The organism is Marinibactrum halimedae, from assembly GCF_021234875.1.
In the GTDB taxonomy this organism is placed as follows: domain Bacteria; phylum Pseudomonadota; class Gammaproteobacteria; order Pseudomonadales; family Cellvibrionaceae; genus Marinibactrum; species Marinibactrum halimedae.
The window spans coordinates 1-14,921 of the sequence record NZ_JAJQVM010000013.1; the positions used below are offsets into that span (position 1 = coordinate 1).

The following is a 14,921-nucleotide window of genomic DNA, read 5'->3' on the forward strand; positions in this document are numbered from 1 at the left end:
CAAAAGAACGAATTTTTATCCAATATTTTTGTAAATAAATGCGTAATGATAATTATTTTCGGTAAATGTTCCGGTAGAAAAAATTAGAAAATTATCGCGCTAAAAAAACGAATTTATAGAGGTTCCCAGAAGTGATTCAAGGCCAGTATTATGAAGTGGGCCAAGAATTTAAACCCCATACCGACTTTTTTGAAGAGCATGAAATTGATCAGCACGGTGCCGTTATGGGACAGCGTACGTTTACGGTGATGATCTATTTAAATACAGTGGAAGAGGGGGGCGAAACAGAGTTTCCACGATTAAACGCCAAATTTGCTCCCAAGTGTGGTACAGCGGTGATTTGGAGTAGCCTCTACTCGGACGGTGCCCCTAATATTAACAGTTTGCATCATGCGCACCCGGTAAAAAAAGGCTACAAGGCGGTCATTACGAAATGGTTTCGTTCAAGCAGTCGTATCACACCCGCTCCGCCCATGTTCGTAAAAGAGCATAATGAGTACATTCCTACGTTTACTCGTCAAGGTTTTCAAAAAGCGAAAATGGCGCCTGAATTATTTCAGGAGATTCAAACGTTTTATCACGCTCGTCGAGAGCTCAGCCAAGATGAGCATGTGCCCGGTGATTTTATTGCCAATGAAACGAAAAAAGAAAAGAGTAGCGTACTGGTTGATTTGTCCTCCGCGTTACGCGACAAAATTCACGATTATATGAAGCCACTGTTATCCCAATGGTGCGGTCAGGAGCTTGAGCCAACCTATGTGTATGGAATCCGTACCTATTTACGAGGTGCGTATTTAAAGTGTCATCGTGACCGAATCGAAACACACATTATCAGTGCCATTATTAATGTTGATCAAACTGTGGATCAGCCATGGGCATTGGTGATTGATGATCATGATTATCGGGAACATCGTGTGTATTTAGAACCGGGTGAAATGGTTTTTTATGAAGGCGGGCGTTTACGCCATGGCCGCCCCGATGCCTTTAATGGGGATGAATTTGCGAATATTTTTTGCCACTTTAAACCGACGTCTTACTTGCCACCCCAAGATTTTTCTTGAGGTGTTTTGAGGTACGAATACGGTGTGAGGTGACAATGACTTCGTGACTTCTATTACACAATGACGTGTGGCAAAAAACGGCTCATGTCTTGGGTGATAGGGCCTTCGTCTTCACGAATTGAAATTCCCGCCGCTTCATCACCCACTAACCAGCTGCCAATAAGAGAGTAGCTCTCTCCAAAGCGGGGTAAGGGGTGATGAGCTTGATAAATAAACCCTTCTTCTCCATAGGGCCCTTCTGAGCCGACTATAGGGGTGTGTGTGCCAGCTTCAATAATACTGACATTGGCCCCCTCGCGGGAAAAAATGGGTTTTTTAACCAGTGTTTGGGTTGGGTTTGCTTGGTTGAGTTCGTCCTCAAAATAAGCGGGTAATAAATTCGGATGATTAGGAAATAATTTCCACAGCATCGGTAATAGTGCTTTATTGGACAATAGGCTTTTCCAAGGAGGCTCAATAAAACGTACATTATTTTTTTGCAACCACTCCGCATAGGGTTCACGCAGCATAAATTCCCAAGGATAAAGCTTAAACATCCAGGTAATCATGGCGTCGTCCATATCCGTAAACTCGCCCAATTCATTGTGGCCAATGTCTTCGATGAAAACGAAGTCTGTTGAGAGTCCGGCGTATTTTGCGCAGTCTTCTAAATATTGAACGGTGCCTCGGTCTTCAGGGGTGTCTTTACAGCAAGAGAAATGCAAAGCTCGGCTTGGTGTTAAGTATTCCAACTCCGAAAATCGTTGAATGAGTTTTTCTTGAACAGAATTAAATTGGTCAGCCTGTTTAGGTAATTTCCCCGCTTGCACTTGATCTTCTAGCCATAACCATTGCCAAAAGCCAGTCTCATAAATACTGGTGGGGGTGTCGGCATTATTCTCATAGAGTTTGGCGGGGCTTTTTCCGTCGTAGCTAAAGTCCAGTCGTGAGTAGAGGCTCGGGTCACCGTTTAACCAAGACTGCCTTACGAGATCCCAATGAGCTTCAGGAATGCAAAATCGGTGCAGGTATTCATCGTCGTGAATAACCCGTTCAACGACCGATAGGCACATCTGTTGTATTTCTTCGGTTGGGTCTTCTAAATCTCGCTCAATTTGCTCAAGGGTGAATTGATAATAGGCGCGCTCATCCCAGTAGCGTTCTCCGTACATGGTATGAAAATGAAAGCCGTAGTCGGTGGCCATTTCTTGCCAATTTTCACGTTCATTAATGGGAATTCGTAACATCCTATTTTATTTCTCCTGAGATAATGAGTGAGGATTGAAGACGGTATTGATGTATTGGCGTTATGTGAACACAAATAAAAGTACCTGAAAAATAAAACACTTTGCAGGCACTTTTATTCAGTCATTTTTGAAGGAGGGAGGCGTAAAAAGTGTGGTGCTAGCCACCCCAACTCCTAGATGATTTGCCTCCGCCCCAACTGGATTTAGCAGAAGCAACAGAACCAAACCCACCTCGTGAAATGGTCTTTTTAGAAGATGGCATTTTCTGCGTTAAGGTTTTTTTCGGAACTTTGTAAGTACTTTGTCCGTGCTTGCCAATGATGGTGCCATCTGCCGTCATGAGTTTATTGTAATTGCCACCGACGTAGCTGTCATAACGATAAACGGGGTTGTAGCGCCGTTTTTTGTATCCACCGCCGTAGAAATCAATATCAATTTCGCGATTACTATTCAAGGCTTGATTGGCGATGTAACCCACTAAAAAGCCACTGATCAGCGGTGTCCAGATGTTATTGGGGGCTTGGTAACATTGCTCAATACCAAAGTCGGTTTCGCAATGGGATTTGTGTTGATACTTGGGTCCCGTTCGCCTGGCTTCGCTGAGTGCTTGCTCATAAGCGTAGGTGCATTGCTCGACATTCATTGCCGTGCGGTCAACACAATCACTGACCGATTGCACAAACGTGGCTTCTTCGCGGTTACTGCTACATCCGGCGGCAATCGCGGCAATGGCAACGGTCATGGGTTTGACGACAAATTGCCAGCGCCGTTTACGCATGAATTCTTGTTGAATCGATTGAGAGCGTTTCATAGTGGCCCCCTTATTAGTAAGTCATACAAGCGGCATTTAAGAGACCTACAGCGATACTCACCGCTGCTAACATAATGCCAGCACTGATTTCATTGTCTTCGATGCGTTTAACAATCATGGGCATGAAGGCAAAACGTAAAATGGCGAACGCGAGTACTTGCGCTATCAGGGCAACCACGGCCCATATTGTAAAATCAATCAGCGAAATAGAATTGCTAATGGCACCACTTAAGGCGATGGCAAAACCGACGATAGTGCCGCCAAAACCAATGGCGGCGGCGGTATTACGATCATTTTTAATTAATAACCACTCATCCTGTGGAGTCAATAAACTGTAGATAAATTTAAAGACAATCAGTGCAACGATGGCGCCTAAAAAATACGCGCTGAACATCATTAAACTGTTGACGATGGGGTAATCCAGCATAGTAGGTTTCCTTATTAATGTGGTTATTTTGGAGGTGGTGATGAGTCTGTTGTAAACAGTCGATTATAATCAATTTATTGTAATCGGCTTATCCATGAATCGTAATTTGCGCAGGTGTTAATGTCATGCCGGTGCTTCTCACAAAGCATCGGCTAAGCTGCCCTTGCTCATCCATAATTTCTTCAGCGGATAAAAATAATGTCTCAGTGTTGTCATTGCCAATATCACGCTCAAATAGCATTGTGAATTGATCTGTCGATGAGGAATCACCTTCACCGTCATAGGTTTTCTCTGTCATGGCAACCGGTTGATGGTATGCCCCTGCAGTTTGCCACACGCGATAGTACAACTGGTCATTAAGAGTGTAGGTTTCTGTGCCGATTTTCTGATTTAACAACTCATCCCAGTTGTGTTGATTACTGACGTCCAGTGTATCGTAATAGTGGAACAATTTTACATCGACCACATGTTCTTCTTCTTTTCCGCCTTCGGTAACCACTTGTAAAAAGGCGTCGTCATCGGTGTAAAAGCGAAAAATCCAGCTTCCACCTAAATCCACAATACCCGCTGAGTGAATGATGTAGGTAGACGAAATATTTTCGGTCGTTAGTTCACTGGACAACAGTTTGACAAATAAACTATCCAATTCAAAACTGCACCCAATACGTAATCCCAAAATGGAAGGGGTAGTAGGCATTTTGGGTTTTTCGTTAGAAGATTTACCAAACAGTTTACTGAACATAATTCACCCTATTGTCTATCGGTAGTTTTTAAATCTCGGTTAGTATGCTGAAAGTTGTGACGGTTTAGAGCATTGATTATTCAAAACATTCATTGGCGTTGAGTCTTCGTTCGGCAATGTAGTAAACCGTATCGCCGCTTGCAACGGTGTTTTTAAAGCTTGGGTTTAAGTCGATATGATCTGAATCTTTTTTACGAATTCCAATGAGGGTTGCGTTAAGTTCGGTTTTTAATCGCATGAAGACGGGCTCCACAGATTGAGGTGTATTGCCATCATAGATCACACTGTACTGTGTCATGCCGTAGGTGCCGTCCAGTAATTGTTTATGAAGCATGCTTGAGCCTGGGTCGACCGTTGACTTTGCAAGCATTTCTAATGCAACCGATGGTATGCATTCAACGGTTGGGCAATATCGTCTCAGTAACTCTCCGGTGGCTTCTTCTTGAAAATACGCGGTAGTATGGCAACCGGGGTTGACTTTGTCACAGTAGAGGGCAGTGGTCAGTGTGACGTCGTCCAGAGGGGTATCGATGATGATTCTTCCGGCGGCCGCGATATTGGCACGGCTCATAGTGTCATCATGGGAAAAGTGTTCGGCTTTTACAAAATCAATTTTTCCCGGTAGTGGGTTCTCGATTTCTTTGGCCACAACGAGGACAAGGCGATCATTTTGACGGCTACTTTTGGCCAGCAATAATTCAATTAAGCGAATGGTTCGTTGACCGTTCCAGCCAATAAGAATGGTATGATTTGTGTGGTTAAGCACCGTGAGCCCCCGTTTACCTCGTGAAATAATTTCAGAAAAGAATAACCCAGCACGGCCAATGACTAGGGCGAAAATACTCAGCCCGACGGGAATAACCCAAATACTCACAAAGAGTTTGCCCAGTGGTGTAGTGGGGGAGTAATCACCGTAGCCGACAGTAGAACCTGTGACGACAAGCCAATAGAGGAAATTAGAAAAGGACTGAAGGTCTTGTTCGCCAGCAATGAGCATCAGCCAATAACTGATGACGCCATAAAGTAATCCAGCTGACAATATCGTTGTGGTATTGGCTTTAAAAAAAAGCGCCGCCAATAGGCGGCGCAATTTTGTGATCATCACAAGTGCTTATCCTTTTTTGGCTGCCATTAATTGCGCCAGTTTATCTTTTCCGTTGCCACTTCCGCCAGGGGTAATACCGGCAGCTTTTAATTTTTGATCAAGATCCGAGCCGGATTCAGCCGAGGCCAATTCTTCGGCGGCCTCTAATTCCGCTGAACGCTCAGCTTGTTTGGCTTTGATACGGTCAAGGCTGTCTAGCGCCGTCTTTACTTTACTGTTAGCGCCCATGTGGCGTGAAGAAACGGCTACTTGTGCTTTTTGAACCGATTCTGTGGCCTTAATTTGTTCAATTTGTTGCTCCATGCGACGAACATTGGTTTTCGCTTTGGCAATGTTTTGCTTCAGTGTGGTTTCTGATTTCTTGAAGCCTTCTAAAATACCTTCTTCAGTGGCGAGGCTGGCTTCCAATTCAGAGACTTTTTCTGCACACTCAATGGCCAATGCTTCATTGCCACCTTCTGCGGCAGAAACGGCATGGTTGGTGTAAGTATCAATATCGCCTTGCAGTGATTTGACTTTTCCTTCGCTCAGTTTGCGTTTAGCCATAATTTTAGTCAGGCTTTGGTCGCATGCAATAAGCTCTTGTTTGGCTTCACGCATTTCCTGGTCCAGAATTCGAATGGTTTGAGTGTCGGCAACCGCTTCGGCGGCCTCATTGACACCCCCTTTTAAAGCAGTCCATAGTTTTTTTAAGCTCATTACGCGGTCTCCTTCAGCAAGTGGTCGCTGTACAGTTCAAGAAATTCATCAACGTTGGTAAAAAGGGTCTCTATCTCTTCAATGACCACAGAATCTTTGCTATCGGCAGAGAGGGCGCCAAAAGCAACATAGTAATCTTCTCGGTCAATAGTGGTGATACCAATGGTCGTTAGGGGGACTAATTGATGGGTTCGCAACACAAGATCATTCAGCCCCGCTTTGTTACCGACATTTTTTGCGGGGAACAGGATTGCTTCGACGATGATTTGTGTCTCGCCGGCGTACACAAATGCATCAACTCCCTCATCGTTGGAAATGCTGATACAGTTGCCTTCGTCTTCGACGACCCAGTTTGGTTGTTGTTCAATCAGTTCTTTTAATGAGGTTTGAGTCCAAGCCATAGTAGTGTTCCTTGTTTAAATCGACTCTTGTGTGGAATATATGCCACAAATGTAACCGATATATCTCAAGAGTCAAGCGTTATTTTAGAATGAAATGTTGCTCATTAGTATCTAAAGTGTAATATATTCCACATTAGTGAGCACCGGATAACTTTTATGAAACAAGATCAAAGCGTACAAAACAAAGAGGCCCTGGCGCCTTATAAGACTGCCATCGCTCGCTATGTGCGCGCTTCGATGGTACTGCGCAATCTCCGCTACGATGATTTGGCTACCGCGTTAGAGACCCGTGGCATAAGCCTGTCACCCGATAATCTTAGAAGCAAGGTAAGTAAAGGAATTTTTTCAGCGGATTTATTTCTGGCGTTGCTGGATGTGATGGAAGTGGGAGACAGCGCGTGTGAAGAGGTGTTGAAATTAGTGCGAGAACAACAAAATAGTGATTAAACGTCGGAGCGAGCCGTAGATTTTCTTCTCATTTGAATTTTTTTACAAAACTGTGATTTAAGCGTTTTATTTACACTATAAAAAATTACGCACATCTCTACTTAGCCATAGTAGTATTACTGTTCAACAGCATTACTGTTCAATAGTATTACCCTTCTCATTGCTATTTTGATCTTATGACTCTTCACGGCACAACTGGATGTCATTGTGAATATAAAACGGGTTACATCACTTTCTGAAATTTTAGGCGACTTGAGTACACTGCTTGAGGATTGTGTTGCAGAAGGCGCCTCATTAGGATTTTTACATCCTCTTCGCATGGGTGAGGCGGCTCATTATTGGCGAGAGGTTGAAAAAAGTATTGCTAATGGTGAGCGTCATTTATTGGTAGCTTTTGAGAAAAACACCCTCATCGGTGGAGTACAGCTGAGCATGTGTCATAACCGAAACGGGGTTCACCGTGCGGGTGTTGAAAAGTTGATGGTTGCATTGAGTCATCGAGGTTATGGTGTGGGCCGAGCATTGATGCAGACCATTGAAGTACTGGCACTTCAATTAAATCATCAACTATTGATGTTGGATTCACGTACCGGTGATGTGGCTAATGATTTATATCGAAAGTTGGGATTCATTGAAGCGGGTTCGGTGCCGGGTTACGCTCTGAGTTCCAATGGTTGTTACGATTCCACAACGTTTTTCTATAAGCCATTAAGCCACGTTCGACATTAGTTTTATTTGAGGCAACCCTGGCAGGGTTTTAATCAATTTTCAATGCCTAGATTTAACCCCGTAGGGTTCACCCAAGTGCATCACTTCATTGGAGCGTCGGGGTGGAATAACGCATACTCATAAGAGTGGGTTGTACTGTGGTTTTTAGCCGCTGAATCGTAATTTGCGGTAAATGGAACAGTAATTCCAACATGTTGAAAGCACTTTTTTCCCATCACAGCAAACGGCACATTCGTTACCATATCTGAACTGTTGGCGATACGATAGCAATGCGTTTGAGTGGCGAGAAAAAAGTCGGCAAATGTATTATCTCCTACCCTTGGGCTTGCCAACGTATAAAGGTGCAATTGTTGAGCCGCGTTAATTCCCAGGTTTACTGCGATGTCCCCCGCTGCCATGGTGGCCAGTGCACTGCCTAAACTGTGGCCAAAGACGTACAGTGTCGGTTCTGGTGAGTCAATCTTGTCTATTGCGTTTTTTATCTGTGTGAATATTTGATCTCGTAAAGTTTCATAGATTTCAAAAAAACCTTCATGAACCTTCCCGGTATTTTGCTTTTGAGGCACTGTGTTAATCTTGAATTCTGTAAGGTCACTATCCAAGTTTGAGAGCCAGTCCGTACCCGATTGTGTACCTCGAATAACGAGATAAACCCGCTCTTTGTCGTGAGCGACATAGCCAAACGGTTCCGTGGATGTCCATAGAAATGAACCCGATGTTCCCCAGAGGGTGGGGCTGTATGAAAGTGATGTGTGTATGTCGTTCGATGAATTGGATGCACTGGGTGTGCTCCATTGAAAATGTTTGGCCTTAGGTTCGTCGGCAACTTTCCATTGTCGGTATTGGTCGTAAGCATCATCCACCATTGTGACGGCGAGTGTTGCCATGGTGATATCGAAAGGTGCAGGGGGAAAATACATAGGGCTGCTGGGCATGTTATGGTCTACCACGTTGTTATTTAAGGTGGATAAAAATGATGGATAAAAAAGTATTAGGTTAATTAACGTATTGGGTTTATCGAGTTGGTAGCAGCGTTAATTTATAGTGGCCTAATAATTTTAGTGTCTAAGGTCTTGTTGGGTATTTCCCGAAGTTTTTGGGTGTATGTCGCCATCCCCTAAGAGTTTCTGAAGGTGAGTTTTTAACAACTCACGCTGTTCTTCTGGAGAAGAGGATTTATCCAATGCGCTTTGTAATTCAAGTAAGTTGCTGGCGAGATCACTTTTTAATTGTGTGGAAGCTTCGGCAAGACGTGCCGAATTGGTGGCTCTTTCAGATTCTCTCACGTCGCTAGGAGAGGCAAAAACTGACTCAATGGCTTCGACAATACGAGCCAAAATGCGGTAAACCAAGCCGGCTGAAAAGCCACCTAACATAGCCAATGCGGGCTTGCCGAAATCCTTCACTGATGAGACAGCGCTGGTGCCCTCGGTGTTTGACAATGTGTCGCTCCAGAGTGACTGCGGAAGTAACTCCACCATGATTAATCCAGAGATTAACCCTAAAATAATACGGCTCCAATAGCTGGCATCAAATTGTGGGTCGTACGTTTTCTGAGAGACGTATTTTGCCGCCTGAAATAAGTTGGCGAATGAAGCCCCCACTCCTGCGCAGGTTAATAAAAACAATTGGTTCATCAACAAGTTGACGCCAAATGCACTTAAAAACCCCTCTTGCATACCGGTATAACTCACCATTGGGCTCAGCCCGGTGGAGATGAGTGCAATTAAAAAAAACAGCGCTGTCATGGATAAATATCGGACTAAAGGAACCGGCCCTAAAAAATACAATAAGGGGCGACGCTCTCTTTCGTAACGAAGTAATACCAACGCTCTTGGACTGGCTGGTGCCACAGATCGAGATAGGGTGTGATGAATTTTTGCCAACGTGTTGACATTCTCACTGCTCAGTGCTGACAAGTTGGGAAATTCATCGTCGTCCGTACGGACAATCGTTTTGATGATATCCAATTGTTCAATGGCATCAATATTGGTGTCCATCCCGTTGTTTAATAAATAGTTCGCCATTGCATCGCACTCAAACAGTAATTGTTGGCGCAAGCTCATTGTGTGATTGATGTTCAAAGTGTGCAAAACATTCGCCTTAGAGTGGTTTTTGGCTGAAGGTGTGCTTTGGGTGAGTGTTGATGGAGTGGCTTTTAATGTTGTGGCACGAGCCGTGGAGTGATGGGTTGTTGAACTATTTGCGTCCATGAAAAGTATCCCAAGTCGTCGTTAATGATGAAATTTTATGATTTTAATCACAAAAAAATAAAAAAAACCATTGTTTCACGTCTGAAATCGGTATTTACAATTACCCGACTCGGAAAAATTCAATATTGACAGCCGAAGGGTATAGATAGGTACAAGTACTTTATCGAATCAGTAGTTTTATTGAGCATTTTGGTCTGTGCAAGGAAAAACTATCGCAGTGGCGTTAATGTTAAAAACTTAATTTTTCAAAAGAAGAAAAATGCCAAATAATGCGGAGTAAAAAATATCAGAGCATGTTAAAAACGGATTCAGATCGTAAAAATATTCGCCGCTGATTTCGTTGATATTCGCGCCAAATTCAGAGCTGAAGCGATACAGTGTTGAGGCCATGTTGTGATTACGAATGTGTTGTGATTGCGAATATGTTGTGACTATAAAAAGAAAAAGGAAGCAGTCTTTTTATTCAACGACCTAATTAAGCCCAAAGACGGTTTATTGCTTTGGTTTTAAAGCCTCAAAACTTTTGAATGAAAACCATCTTTGCCGGGTGTCAATCACGAATAAGTGTGATGGGGAAGTTTATTTGTGTGTTGTATCGGTATGGTTGGATTTGATATTGTTGACAGCTTAGACGTTTAAGTTTGATATTTAAATTAAATAATGCTTTTTGGTTATATTATAACTAAGTTGAAATGACGAGCACCAATAACGAGTACCAATAATAAGTAGCCCGAATAAGTAGCCCGAATAAAGAATAACCAGTTCCAATAAAGATAAAAAGAACGGATCAAAAGCGGATTATTGTGAATAAACCTGTAAAACAATTTTCTTTTAGTGCTGTTATGGCGTCTCTGCTTTTGCATCAAACCACACATTTGCCGTTGAGTCTTTCGATGGTGATTACTGTTTACATCAGAGTTGTGATTTTTTTAATGACTATTATAACCGCCAGCTTAACACTTCATATTCACTTTTTAAGTCTTGCTCAATAGGAGAATTGTTCAATGAAGAACACCCGTTTTCAGCCATTAGCGCTTGCCATATTCTCAACACTCAGTGCCTCAACATTAGCGGTGGCACCACAAGCGGTCGATGATGCTCGATCCATTCCACTTAATAGCAGTATTACCGTGAATGTCAGCGCCAATGATTTTGATGCTGATGGCGACGGACTTGTTGTGCGAGATGTGACACAACCTCAATCTGGCTCCGTTATTTTAAATGCGGATGGTAGTGTGCGTTATACCGCCAATCGAGGTTTTTCCGGTGAAGACACTTTTACCTACACCCTCGGCGATGATTCTGATGAAGGGTTAACCAGTGTGGGTACGGTGACCATTTCCGTTGTAAGTGGTGAATTGGCGCCGTTTGCCCGTGGGCGTAATGAGACCGGCTTGGCTTCCGTGTTTAGTGCGGTGTGTGACCAATTGGATGGTCAATCCGACAGTGAGTTAGGTGCTGCACAGGGCCAATTATTAGAACAGTGTCAGCGGTTGAGTCGGTTAACTGCCAGTGTGGGTGAGGATTCTGATGTACTAACCCAAGCACTGGATCAATTGGCCCCGGAAGAAACCATTGCGCAGATACGCGTAGCTTCCGACTCAAACCGTCGTCAAATTCGCGCGGTCACCAATCGTGTTCAGCAGTTAAAAGTGGTGGCGCGAGGTTATGGTGAGCACGGCAATAGTTGGGTTCTTAATGATACGGTGTGGCAGTCAGACGCGCCCCTAGGTGCGGGAGCCAGTGCGGATACTTCGGCTATTGAGGACGATAGTCTTTGGTCGAAATTGGGCTTTTTTGCCAATTTTACGGTGACCGATTCTGAACGTGAAAAAACCGAATTGGAAGGTGGGTACGAAAGCACCTCTAACGGGTTTACGGTCGGAGTCGACTACTTTATTAACTCTTCCTTTTTGATTGGTACCTCATTCAGTGGCAGTGATTATGAAGTCGAATATCGTAATAGTGACGGTGATTTTGAATCTCAGTTAACGACATTCAGTTTATTCGGCGCTTATTTTAATAATGCATTTAGTTTGTACGCTCAAGCAGGGCTGGGGGATATCGAATACGATTCCAGTCGGCGAGTGCGTTGGGGTGAAAATTTAGCCGATCAAACGTTGGCGTTAGATGAAACCTTAATCAGTTCCACTACGGGTGAACAACGCTTTTTTAACTTGCGTGCCGATTATGAGTGGCAGAAACAGCAGCTCACCCTTATGCCCTTTTTGCGAGCCGATTATGTTCAAAATGATATCGAGGCCTTTGGAGAGCAGGGCTATGGTGGTGCGGCGATGGAAATGAGTCGCCAATATTTGGAACAGCTCACTGTCGCCGCCGGTGCACAAGCGTCTTATACCTTTACGCCAAGTTGGGGGGTCTTTTTACCCACCTTAAGCATCGCTTATATGAGCGAAGCCCATTCTGATCGTGAAGCGTTAACCGCTCGATTTGCTGCAGACGCAGAAACAGATCGAGCCTTTGAATTAACCAGCGATGGCGTCGATACCGATTTTTATGAGGTGTCGGTGGGCGCAACCGCAGTCTTACCTCATGGCTTCAATGTGTTCGGTCAATATGTGGCGTATTACGGCTATGAGTTCATGGATATTGCTCAATATCAATTTGGTCTGCGATACGAATTTTAATTGATCGATTCAATTACCTTTTTTATTTAATCTGAGATTTAGCGTAGGGACGCATCATGGCTACTCAAATCAACGTCAATAATTTATTTGCATCTAACTCTGGTGGCGCGCAAGCGTCCCTAGAGCAGGGTTATTCAACCGCCTTTTTTCAAAAAATAAAACTGTCTACTTTAGTGCTTCTTGTTGCCATGATTGCGGGAGGTTGTGGTGGTGGTGATGTGTCGAGTTTTGAAGACGAAACCATTGAATCAACCGCTGCTAATGGCATTAATCAAGATGGTGACGTTACCGTATCTGATCCAGGGTCAGACCCAGTAAGTGATGCGCAAGCAGGTCTTCTGCCCAATATCGTAATGGCAGAACGCCAGTTTGCAGACACGAATGTGTTGGTTACCTTATCTGGAGAGATAACTGCCGCTGAAGGTGCCACGATTACGGATGTGGCTTGGCGACAACTCAGTGGTACTTCGGTGTTAATTCCTGATCCGTTTGCATTGGAAAATCAAATAGTCGTACCCGACTTGAATGTTGAAGAAGAATTAATTTTTCAATTGGTCGCCCAGGATGATCAACTCCGAGTAAATTCGGCGACAACCTCCGTGGTGGTGCAACCGAATAATGCGTTGTTAAAAGTAGTGGGTGATGCCGTTGCAGAATCGGCTAGCGAAGTCATTTTTACGGTTGAATTAGCTGCCGCACAAGAATTCGATGTTGTAGTCAGTTATGAAACTCGTGCAGGCAGCGCTGATGCAGACATTGATTTTCTGAACATGATGGGCGATTTAACCTTCAGCGCCGGGGAAACTGAAAAATCCCTGAGCGTACCGGTGTTAAATAATGACCCAGAAGAATTAAGCGAACATTTTAGTTTGCACGTGTCAGCGTTTATTGGTGATGTGTATGCGGCCAACGCGGGTGTGGCATTAATTCAAAATACACCCAGTCTTATTCCTGATGAACAAAATATTGCGTTTACCGACGCGGGCCCTATTACCTTAACTGTGGGTGAAATCGCCCAAAATATCATTACCGATGCTTCTGCGCCGGGCTCGGGTTTATTAGCCTATACGAGTTCAGATGAAGCCATTGCGACGGTGGACGAAGCGGGTTTTGTTACGGCGATTGCCACTGGTAGTGCAGAAGTCATGGCGACAAAGCAGGCTGATGCAGTGTATCCCTTTAGCGTTACGACTTACGTTGTCAATGTAGTGGAAGCAGAAGCGCCACCGGCATTATTGTCGGAAGATACACCGATATCGCTCACGGTAAATACCGCTATGGCACCAGTGGAGTTTGTCAATGTGGGAGCAGGAACTCTGCAAACTTGTTCGGCAGACCCTCTTTTTGAAGGGTTGAGTATCAATATTACTGAAGACGGTAATTCTTGTGAGTTATCGGGCACACCACTGACCATTGAGCCCATTATAACGGTAAATATCACGGCAACGAATGCCGGCGGTGATTCGGTGGCCAGTATTGATATTGAAGTATTAACCGATCTTGTCGCCCCAGAATTAGAGGCGCCGGTTGGCGTTCAAACGTTCATTGAAGGTGCTGCCATAGACCCTATTGTCTTTACCAATAACGGTGGGGGTGAATTGACAGACTGTACAGCGGTGAATTTAGTGGCCGGGCTTGAGGTGGCTGTTAACGCCACTGGCAATACCTGTGAAATCAGCGGCACTCCTTCTGCCGTGGATGAGGCCGAGGTAACCATTACGGCTGTAAATGCGGTAGGTGAGTCAGAGGTGTTGCTTCCTGTTGTTGTGGAAGCGCAATTACAACCACCATTACTGCAAGACTTCAGTGGCGTGAATGTATCGAATCTTCCCTTAACGGAAGGGGTACAAATTAATCCAGTAGAACAAATTCCGAATTTTGGTGGTGGGCAATTAACGAGGTGTGTGTCAGAGGGGGAGCCCCCAGGGGTAACAGTGAATGTCAGAGCAGATGGTGGTACGTGTGTGATTTCAGGTACCCCATTAGAGCCGCAGGCTTCTGCCCCAATATTAATTACGGCAATTAATAATGCAGGACAGTCAGAGTTTACCGTCAATGTAACGGTTGAGGCAGCATTGCCTATTCCTGAGCTGAATTTTCCGATTCTAGCGGAAGCGAGGCTGGGGCCAGATATCACTTTTTTCACTTTTGTTCCTGTTTCTCTTAGCCTATTTGATCCTTCCCCATGGGTATTTGTGAACAATGGTGGTGGTGAGTTAACGGAATGTACCACAGTGGACCCTTTACCAGAGGGTATTGAGTTGACCGTTTCTGCAGATAGAACTACGTGTGTATTCTCTGGAGAACCGACGACTGTGCAGGGCGCAGAGGATGTTGTGGTGATTGCCACTAACGGTTCTGGTAGTTCGCGTTTGGGGATGACGATTACTATTGATGTTGGTGCAGAGTAAT

At 44.3% G+C, this 14,921-nt stretch carries 14 protein-coding genes; 5 read left to right on the top strand and 9 right to left on the bottom strand.

Annotated features, from left to right (window positions below; genetic code table 11):
• The first annotated feature begins 131 nt into the window (after window positions 1–131).
• Window positions 132–1,061: a 2OG-Fe(II) oxygenase gene (locus tag LU351_RS09100; protein WP_232593761.1), complete on the top strand. Its 930-nt coding sequence runs from the start codon at window positions 132–134 to the stop codon at window positions 1,059–1,061.
• A gap of 53 nt (window positions 1,062–1,114) precedes the next feature.
• Here LU351_RS09100 and LU351_RS09105 read toward each other — a convergent pair whose 3' ends face one another.
• From LU351_RS09105 to LU351_RS09135, 7 genes are all read right to left on the bottom strand, one after another.
• On the bottom strand, window positions 1,115–2,287 hold the full coding sequence (locus LU351_RS09105) for a glutathionylspermidine synthase family protein (protein ID WP_232593762.1): 1,173 nt from the start codon (window positions 2,285–2,287) through the stop codon (window positions 1,115–1,117).
• A 157-nt stretch (window positions 2,288–2,444) separates the two neighbouring features.
• Window positions 2,445–3,098, bottom strand: a complete 654-nt coding sequence (locus tag LU351_RS09110; RefSeq protein WP_232593763.1) for a DUF1190 domain-containing protein — start codon at window positions 3,096–3,098, stop codon at window positions 2,445–2,447.
• Window positions 3,099–3,111: 13 nt separating this feature from the next.
• Window positions 3,112–3,525, bottom strand: a complete 414-nt coding sequence (locus tag LU351_RS09115) for a DUF350 domain-containing protein (RefSeq protein ID WP_232593764.1) — start codon at window positions 3,523–3,525, stop codon at window positions 3,112–3,114.
• Window positions 3,526–3,613: 88 nt separating this feature from the next.
• Window positions 3,614–4,267 carry a YjfK family protein gene (locus LU351_RS09120; protein ID WP_232593765.1) on the bottom strand — a complete coding sequence of 218 codons (654 nt, stop codon included), beginning with the start codon at window positions 4,265–4,267 and terminating at the stop codon, window positions 3,614–3,616.
• Window positions 4,268–4,343: 76 nt separating this feature from the next.
• Window positions 4,344–5,369 carry a potassium channel family protein gene (locus LU351_RS09125; protein ID WP_232593846.1) on the bottom strand — a complete coding sequence of 342 codons (1,026 nt, stop codon included), beginning with the start codon at window positions 5,367–5,369 and terminating at the stop codon, window positions 4,344–4,346.
• 9 nt (window positions 5,370–5,378) lie between these two features.
• Window positions 5,379–6,071 (bottom strand): PspA/IM30 family protein, encoded by a 693-nt coding sequence (locus LU351_RS09130; protein WP_232593766.1) that lies wholly within the window; start codon window positions 6,069–6,071, stop codon window positions 5,379–5,381.
• Window positions 6,071–6,472, bottom strand: a complete 402-nt coding sequence (locus tag LU351_RS09135) for a DUF2170 family protein (RefSeq protein ID WP_232593767.1) — start codon at window positions 6,470–6,472, stop codon at window positions 6,071–6,073. The genes LU351_RS09130 and LU351_RS09135 overlap by 1 nt, the downstream gene beginning before the upstream one ends.
• A gap of 156 nt (window positions 6,473–6,628) precedes the next feature.
• On the opposite strand from LU351_RS09135, the gene LU351_RS09140 reads away from it, so the two are divergent.
• Both LU351_RS09140 and LU351_RS09145 read left to right on the top strand, forming a co-directional pair.
• A complete protein-coding gene (locus tag LU351_RS09140; protein WP_232593768.1) occupies window positions 6,629–6,919 on the top strand; it encodes a DUF6471 domain-containing protein in 291 nt (96 codons plus the stop codon).
• Between the two features lie 207 nt (window positions 6,920–7,126).
• Complete coding sequence (locus LU351_RS09145; RefSeq protein ID WP_232593769.1) at window positions 7,127–7,648, top strand: GNAT family N-acetyltransferase; 522 nt, start codon at window positions 7,127–7,129, stop codon at window positions 7,646–7,648.
• A gap of 80 nt (window positions 7,649–7,728) precedes the next feature.
• Here LU351_RS09145 and LU351_RS09150 read toward each other — a convergent pair whose 3' ends face one another.
• On the bottom strand, window positions 7,729–8,583 hold the full coding sequence (locus tag LU351_RS09150; RefSeq protein ID WP_232593770.1) for a lipase family protein: 855 nt from the start codon (window positions 8,581–8,583) through the stop codon (window positions 7,729–7,731).
• A gap of 123 nt (window positions 8,584–8,706) precedes the next feature.
• Window positions 8,707–9,861 carry a hypothetical protein gene (locus LU351_RS09155; protein ID WP_232593771.1) on the bottom strand — a complete coding sequence of 385 codons (1,155 nt, stop codon included), beginning with the start codon at window positions 9,859–9,861 and terminating at the stop codon, window positions 8,707–8,709.
• Between the two features lie 1,004 nt (window positions 9,862–10,865).
• On the opposite strand from LU351_RS09155, the gene LU351_RS09160 reads away from it, so the two are divergent.
• Window positions 10,866–12,509 carry an autotransporter domain-containing protein gene (locus tag LU351_RS09160; protein WP_232593772.1) on the top strand — a complete coding sequence of 548 codons (1,644 nt, stop codon included), beginning with the start codon at window positions 10,866–10,868 and terminating at the stop codon, window positions 12,507–12,509.
• A 56-nt stretch (window positions 12,510–12,565) separates the two neighbouring features.
• Window positions 12,566–14,920: a Calx-beta domain-containing protein gene (locus LU351_RS09165; RefSeq protein WP_232593773.1), complete on the top strand. Its 2,355-nt coding sequence runs from the start codon at window positions 12,566–12,568 to the stop codon at window positions 14,918–14,920.
• Window position 14,921 lies beyond the last annotated feature (1 nt).

Excerpts from the sequence above, each read along its gene's own strand:
- LU351_RS09130 (WP_232593766.1), bottom strand. The coding sequence starts at position 6,071 with ATGAGCTTAAAAAAACTATGGACTGCTTTAAAAGGGGGTGTCAATGAG.
- LU351_RS09110 (WP_232593763.1), bottom strand. The coding sequence starts at position 3,098 with ATGAAACGCTCTCAATCGATTCAACAAGAATTCATGCGTAAACGGCGC.
- LU351_RS09155 (WP_232593771.1), bottom strand. The coding sequence starts at position 9,861 with ATGGACGCAAATAGTTCAACAACCCATCACTCCACGGCTCGTGCCACA.
- LU351_RS09160 (WP_232593772.1), top strand. The coding sequence starts at position 10,866 with ATGAAGAACACCCGTTTTCAGCCATTAGCGCTTGCCATATTCTCAACA.
- LU351_RS09165 (WP_232593773.1), top strand. The coding sequence starts at position 12,566 with ATGGCTACTCAAATCAACGTCAATAATTTATTTGCATCTAACTCTGGT.
- LU351_RS09125 (WP_232593846.1), bottom strand. The coding sequence starts at position 5,369 with ATGATCACAAAATTGCGCCGCCTATTGGCGGCGCTTTTTTTTAAAGCC.
- LU351_RS09140 (WP_232593768.1), top strand. The coding sequence starts at position 6,629 with ATGAAACAAGATCAAAGCGTACAAAACAAAGAGGCCCTGGCGCCTTAT.
- LU351_RS09135 (WP_232593767.1), bottom strand. The coding sequence starts at position 6,472 with ATGGCTTGGACTCAAACCTCATTAAAAGAACTGATTGAACAACAACCA.
- LU351_RS09120 (WP_232593765.1), bottom strand. The coding sequence starts at position 4,267 with ATGTTCAGTAAACTGTTTGGTAAATCTTCTAACGAAAAACCCAAAATG.
- LU351_RS09150 (WP_232593770.1), bottom strand. The coding sequence starts at position 8,583 with ATGCCCAGCAGCCCTATGTATTTTCCCCCTGCACCTTTCGATATCACC.
- LU351_RS09115 (WP_232593764.1), bottom strand. The coding sequence starts at position 3,525 with ATGCTGGATTACCCCATCGTCAACAGTTTAATGATGTTCAGCGCGTAT.
- LU351_RS09105 (WP_232593762.1), bottom strand. The coding sequence starts at position 2,287 with ATGTTACGAATTCCCATTAATGAACGTGAAAATTGGCAAGAAATGGCC.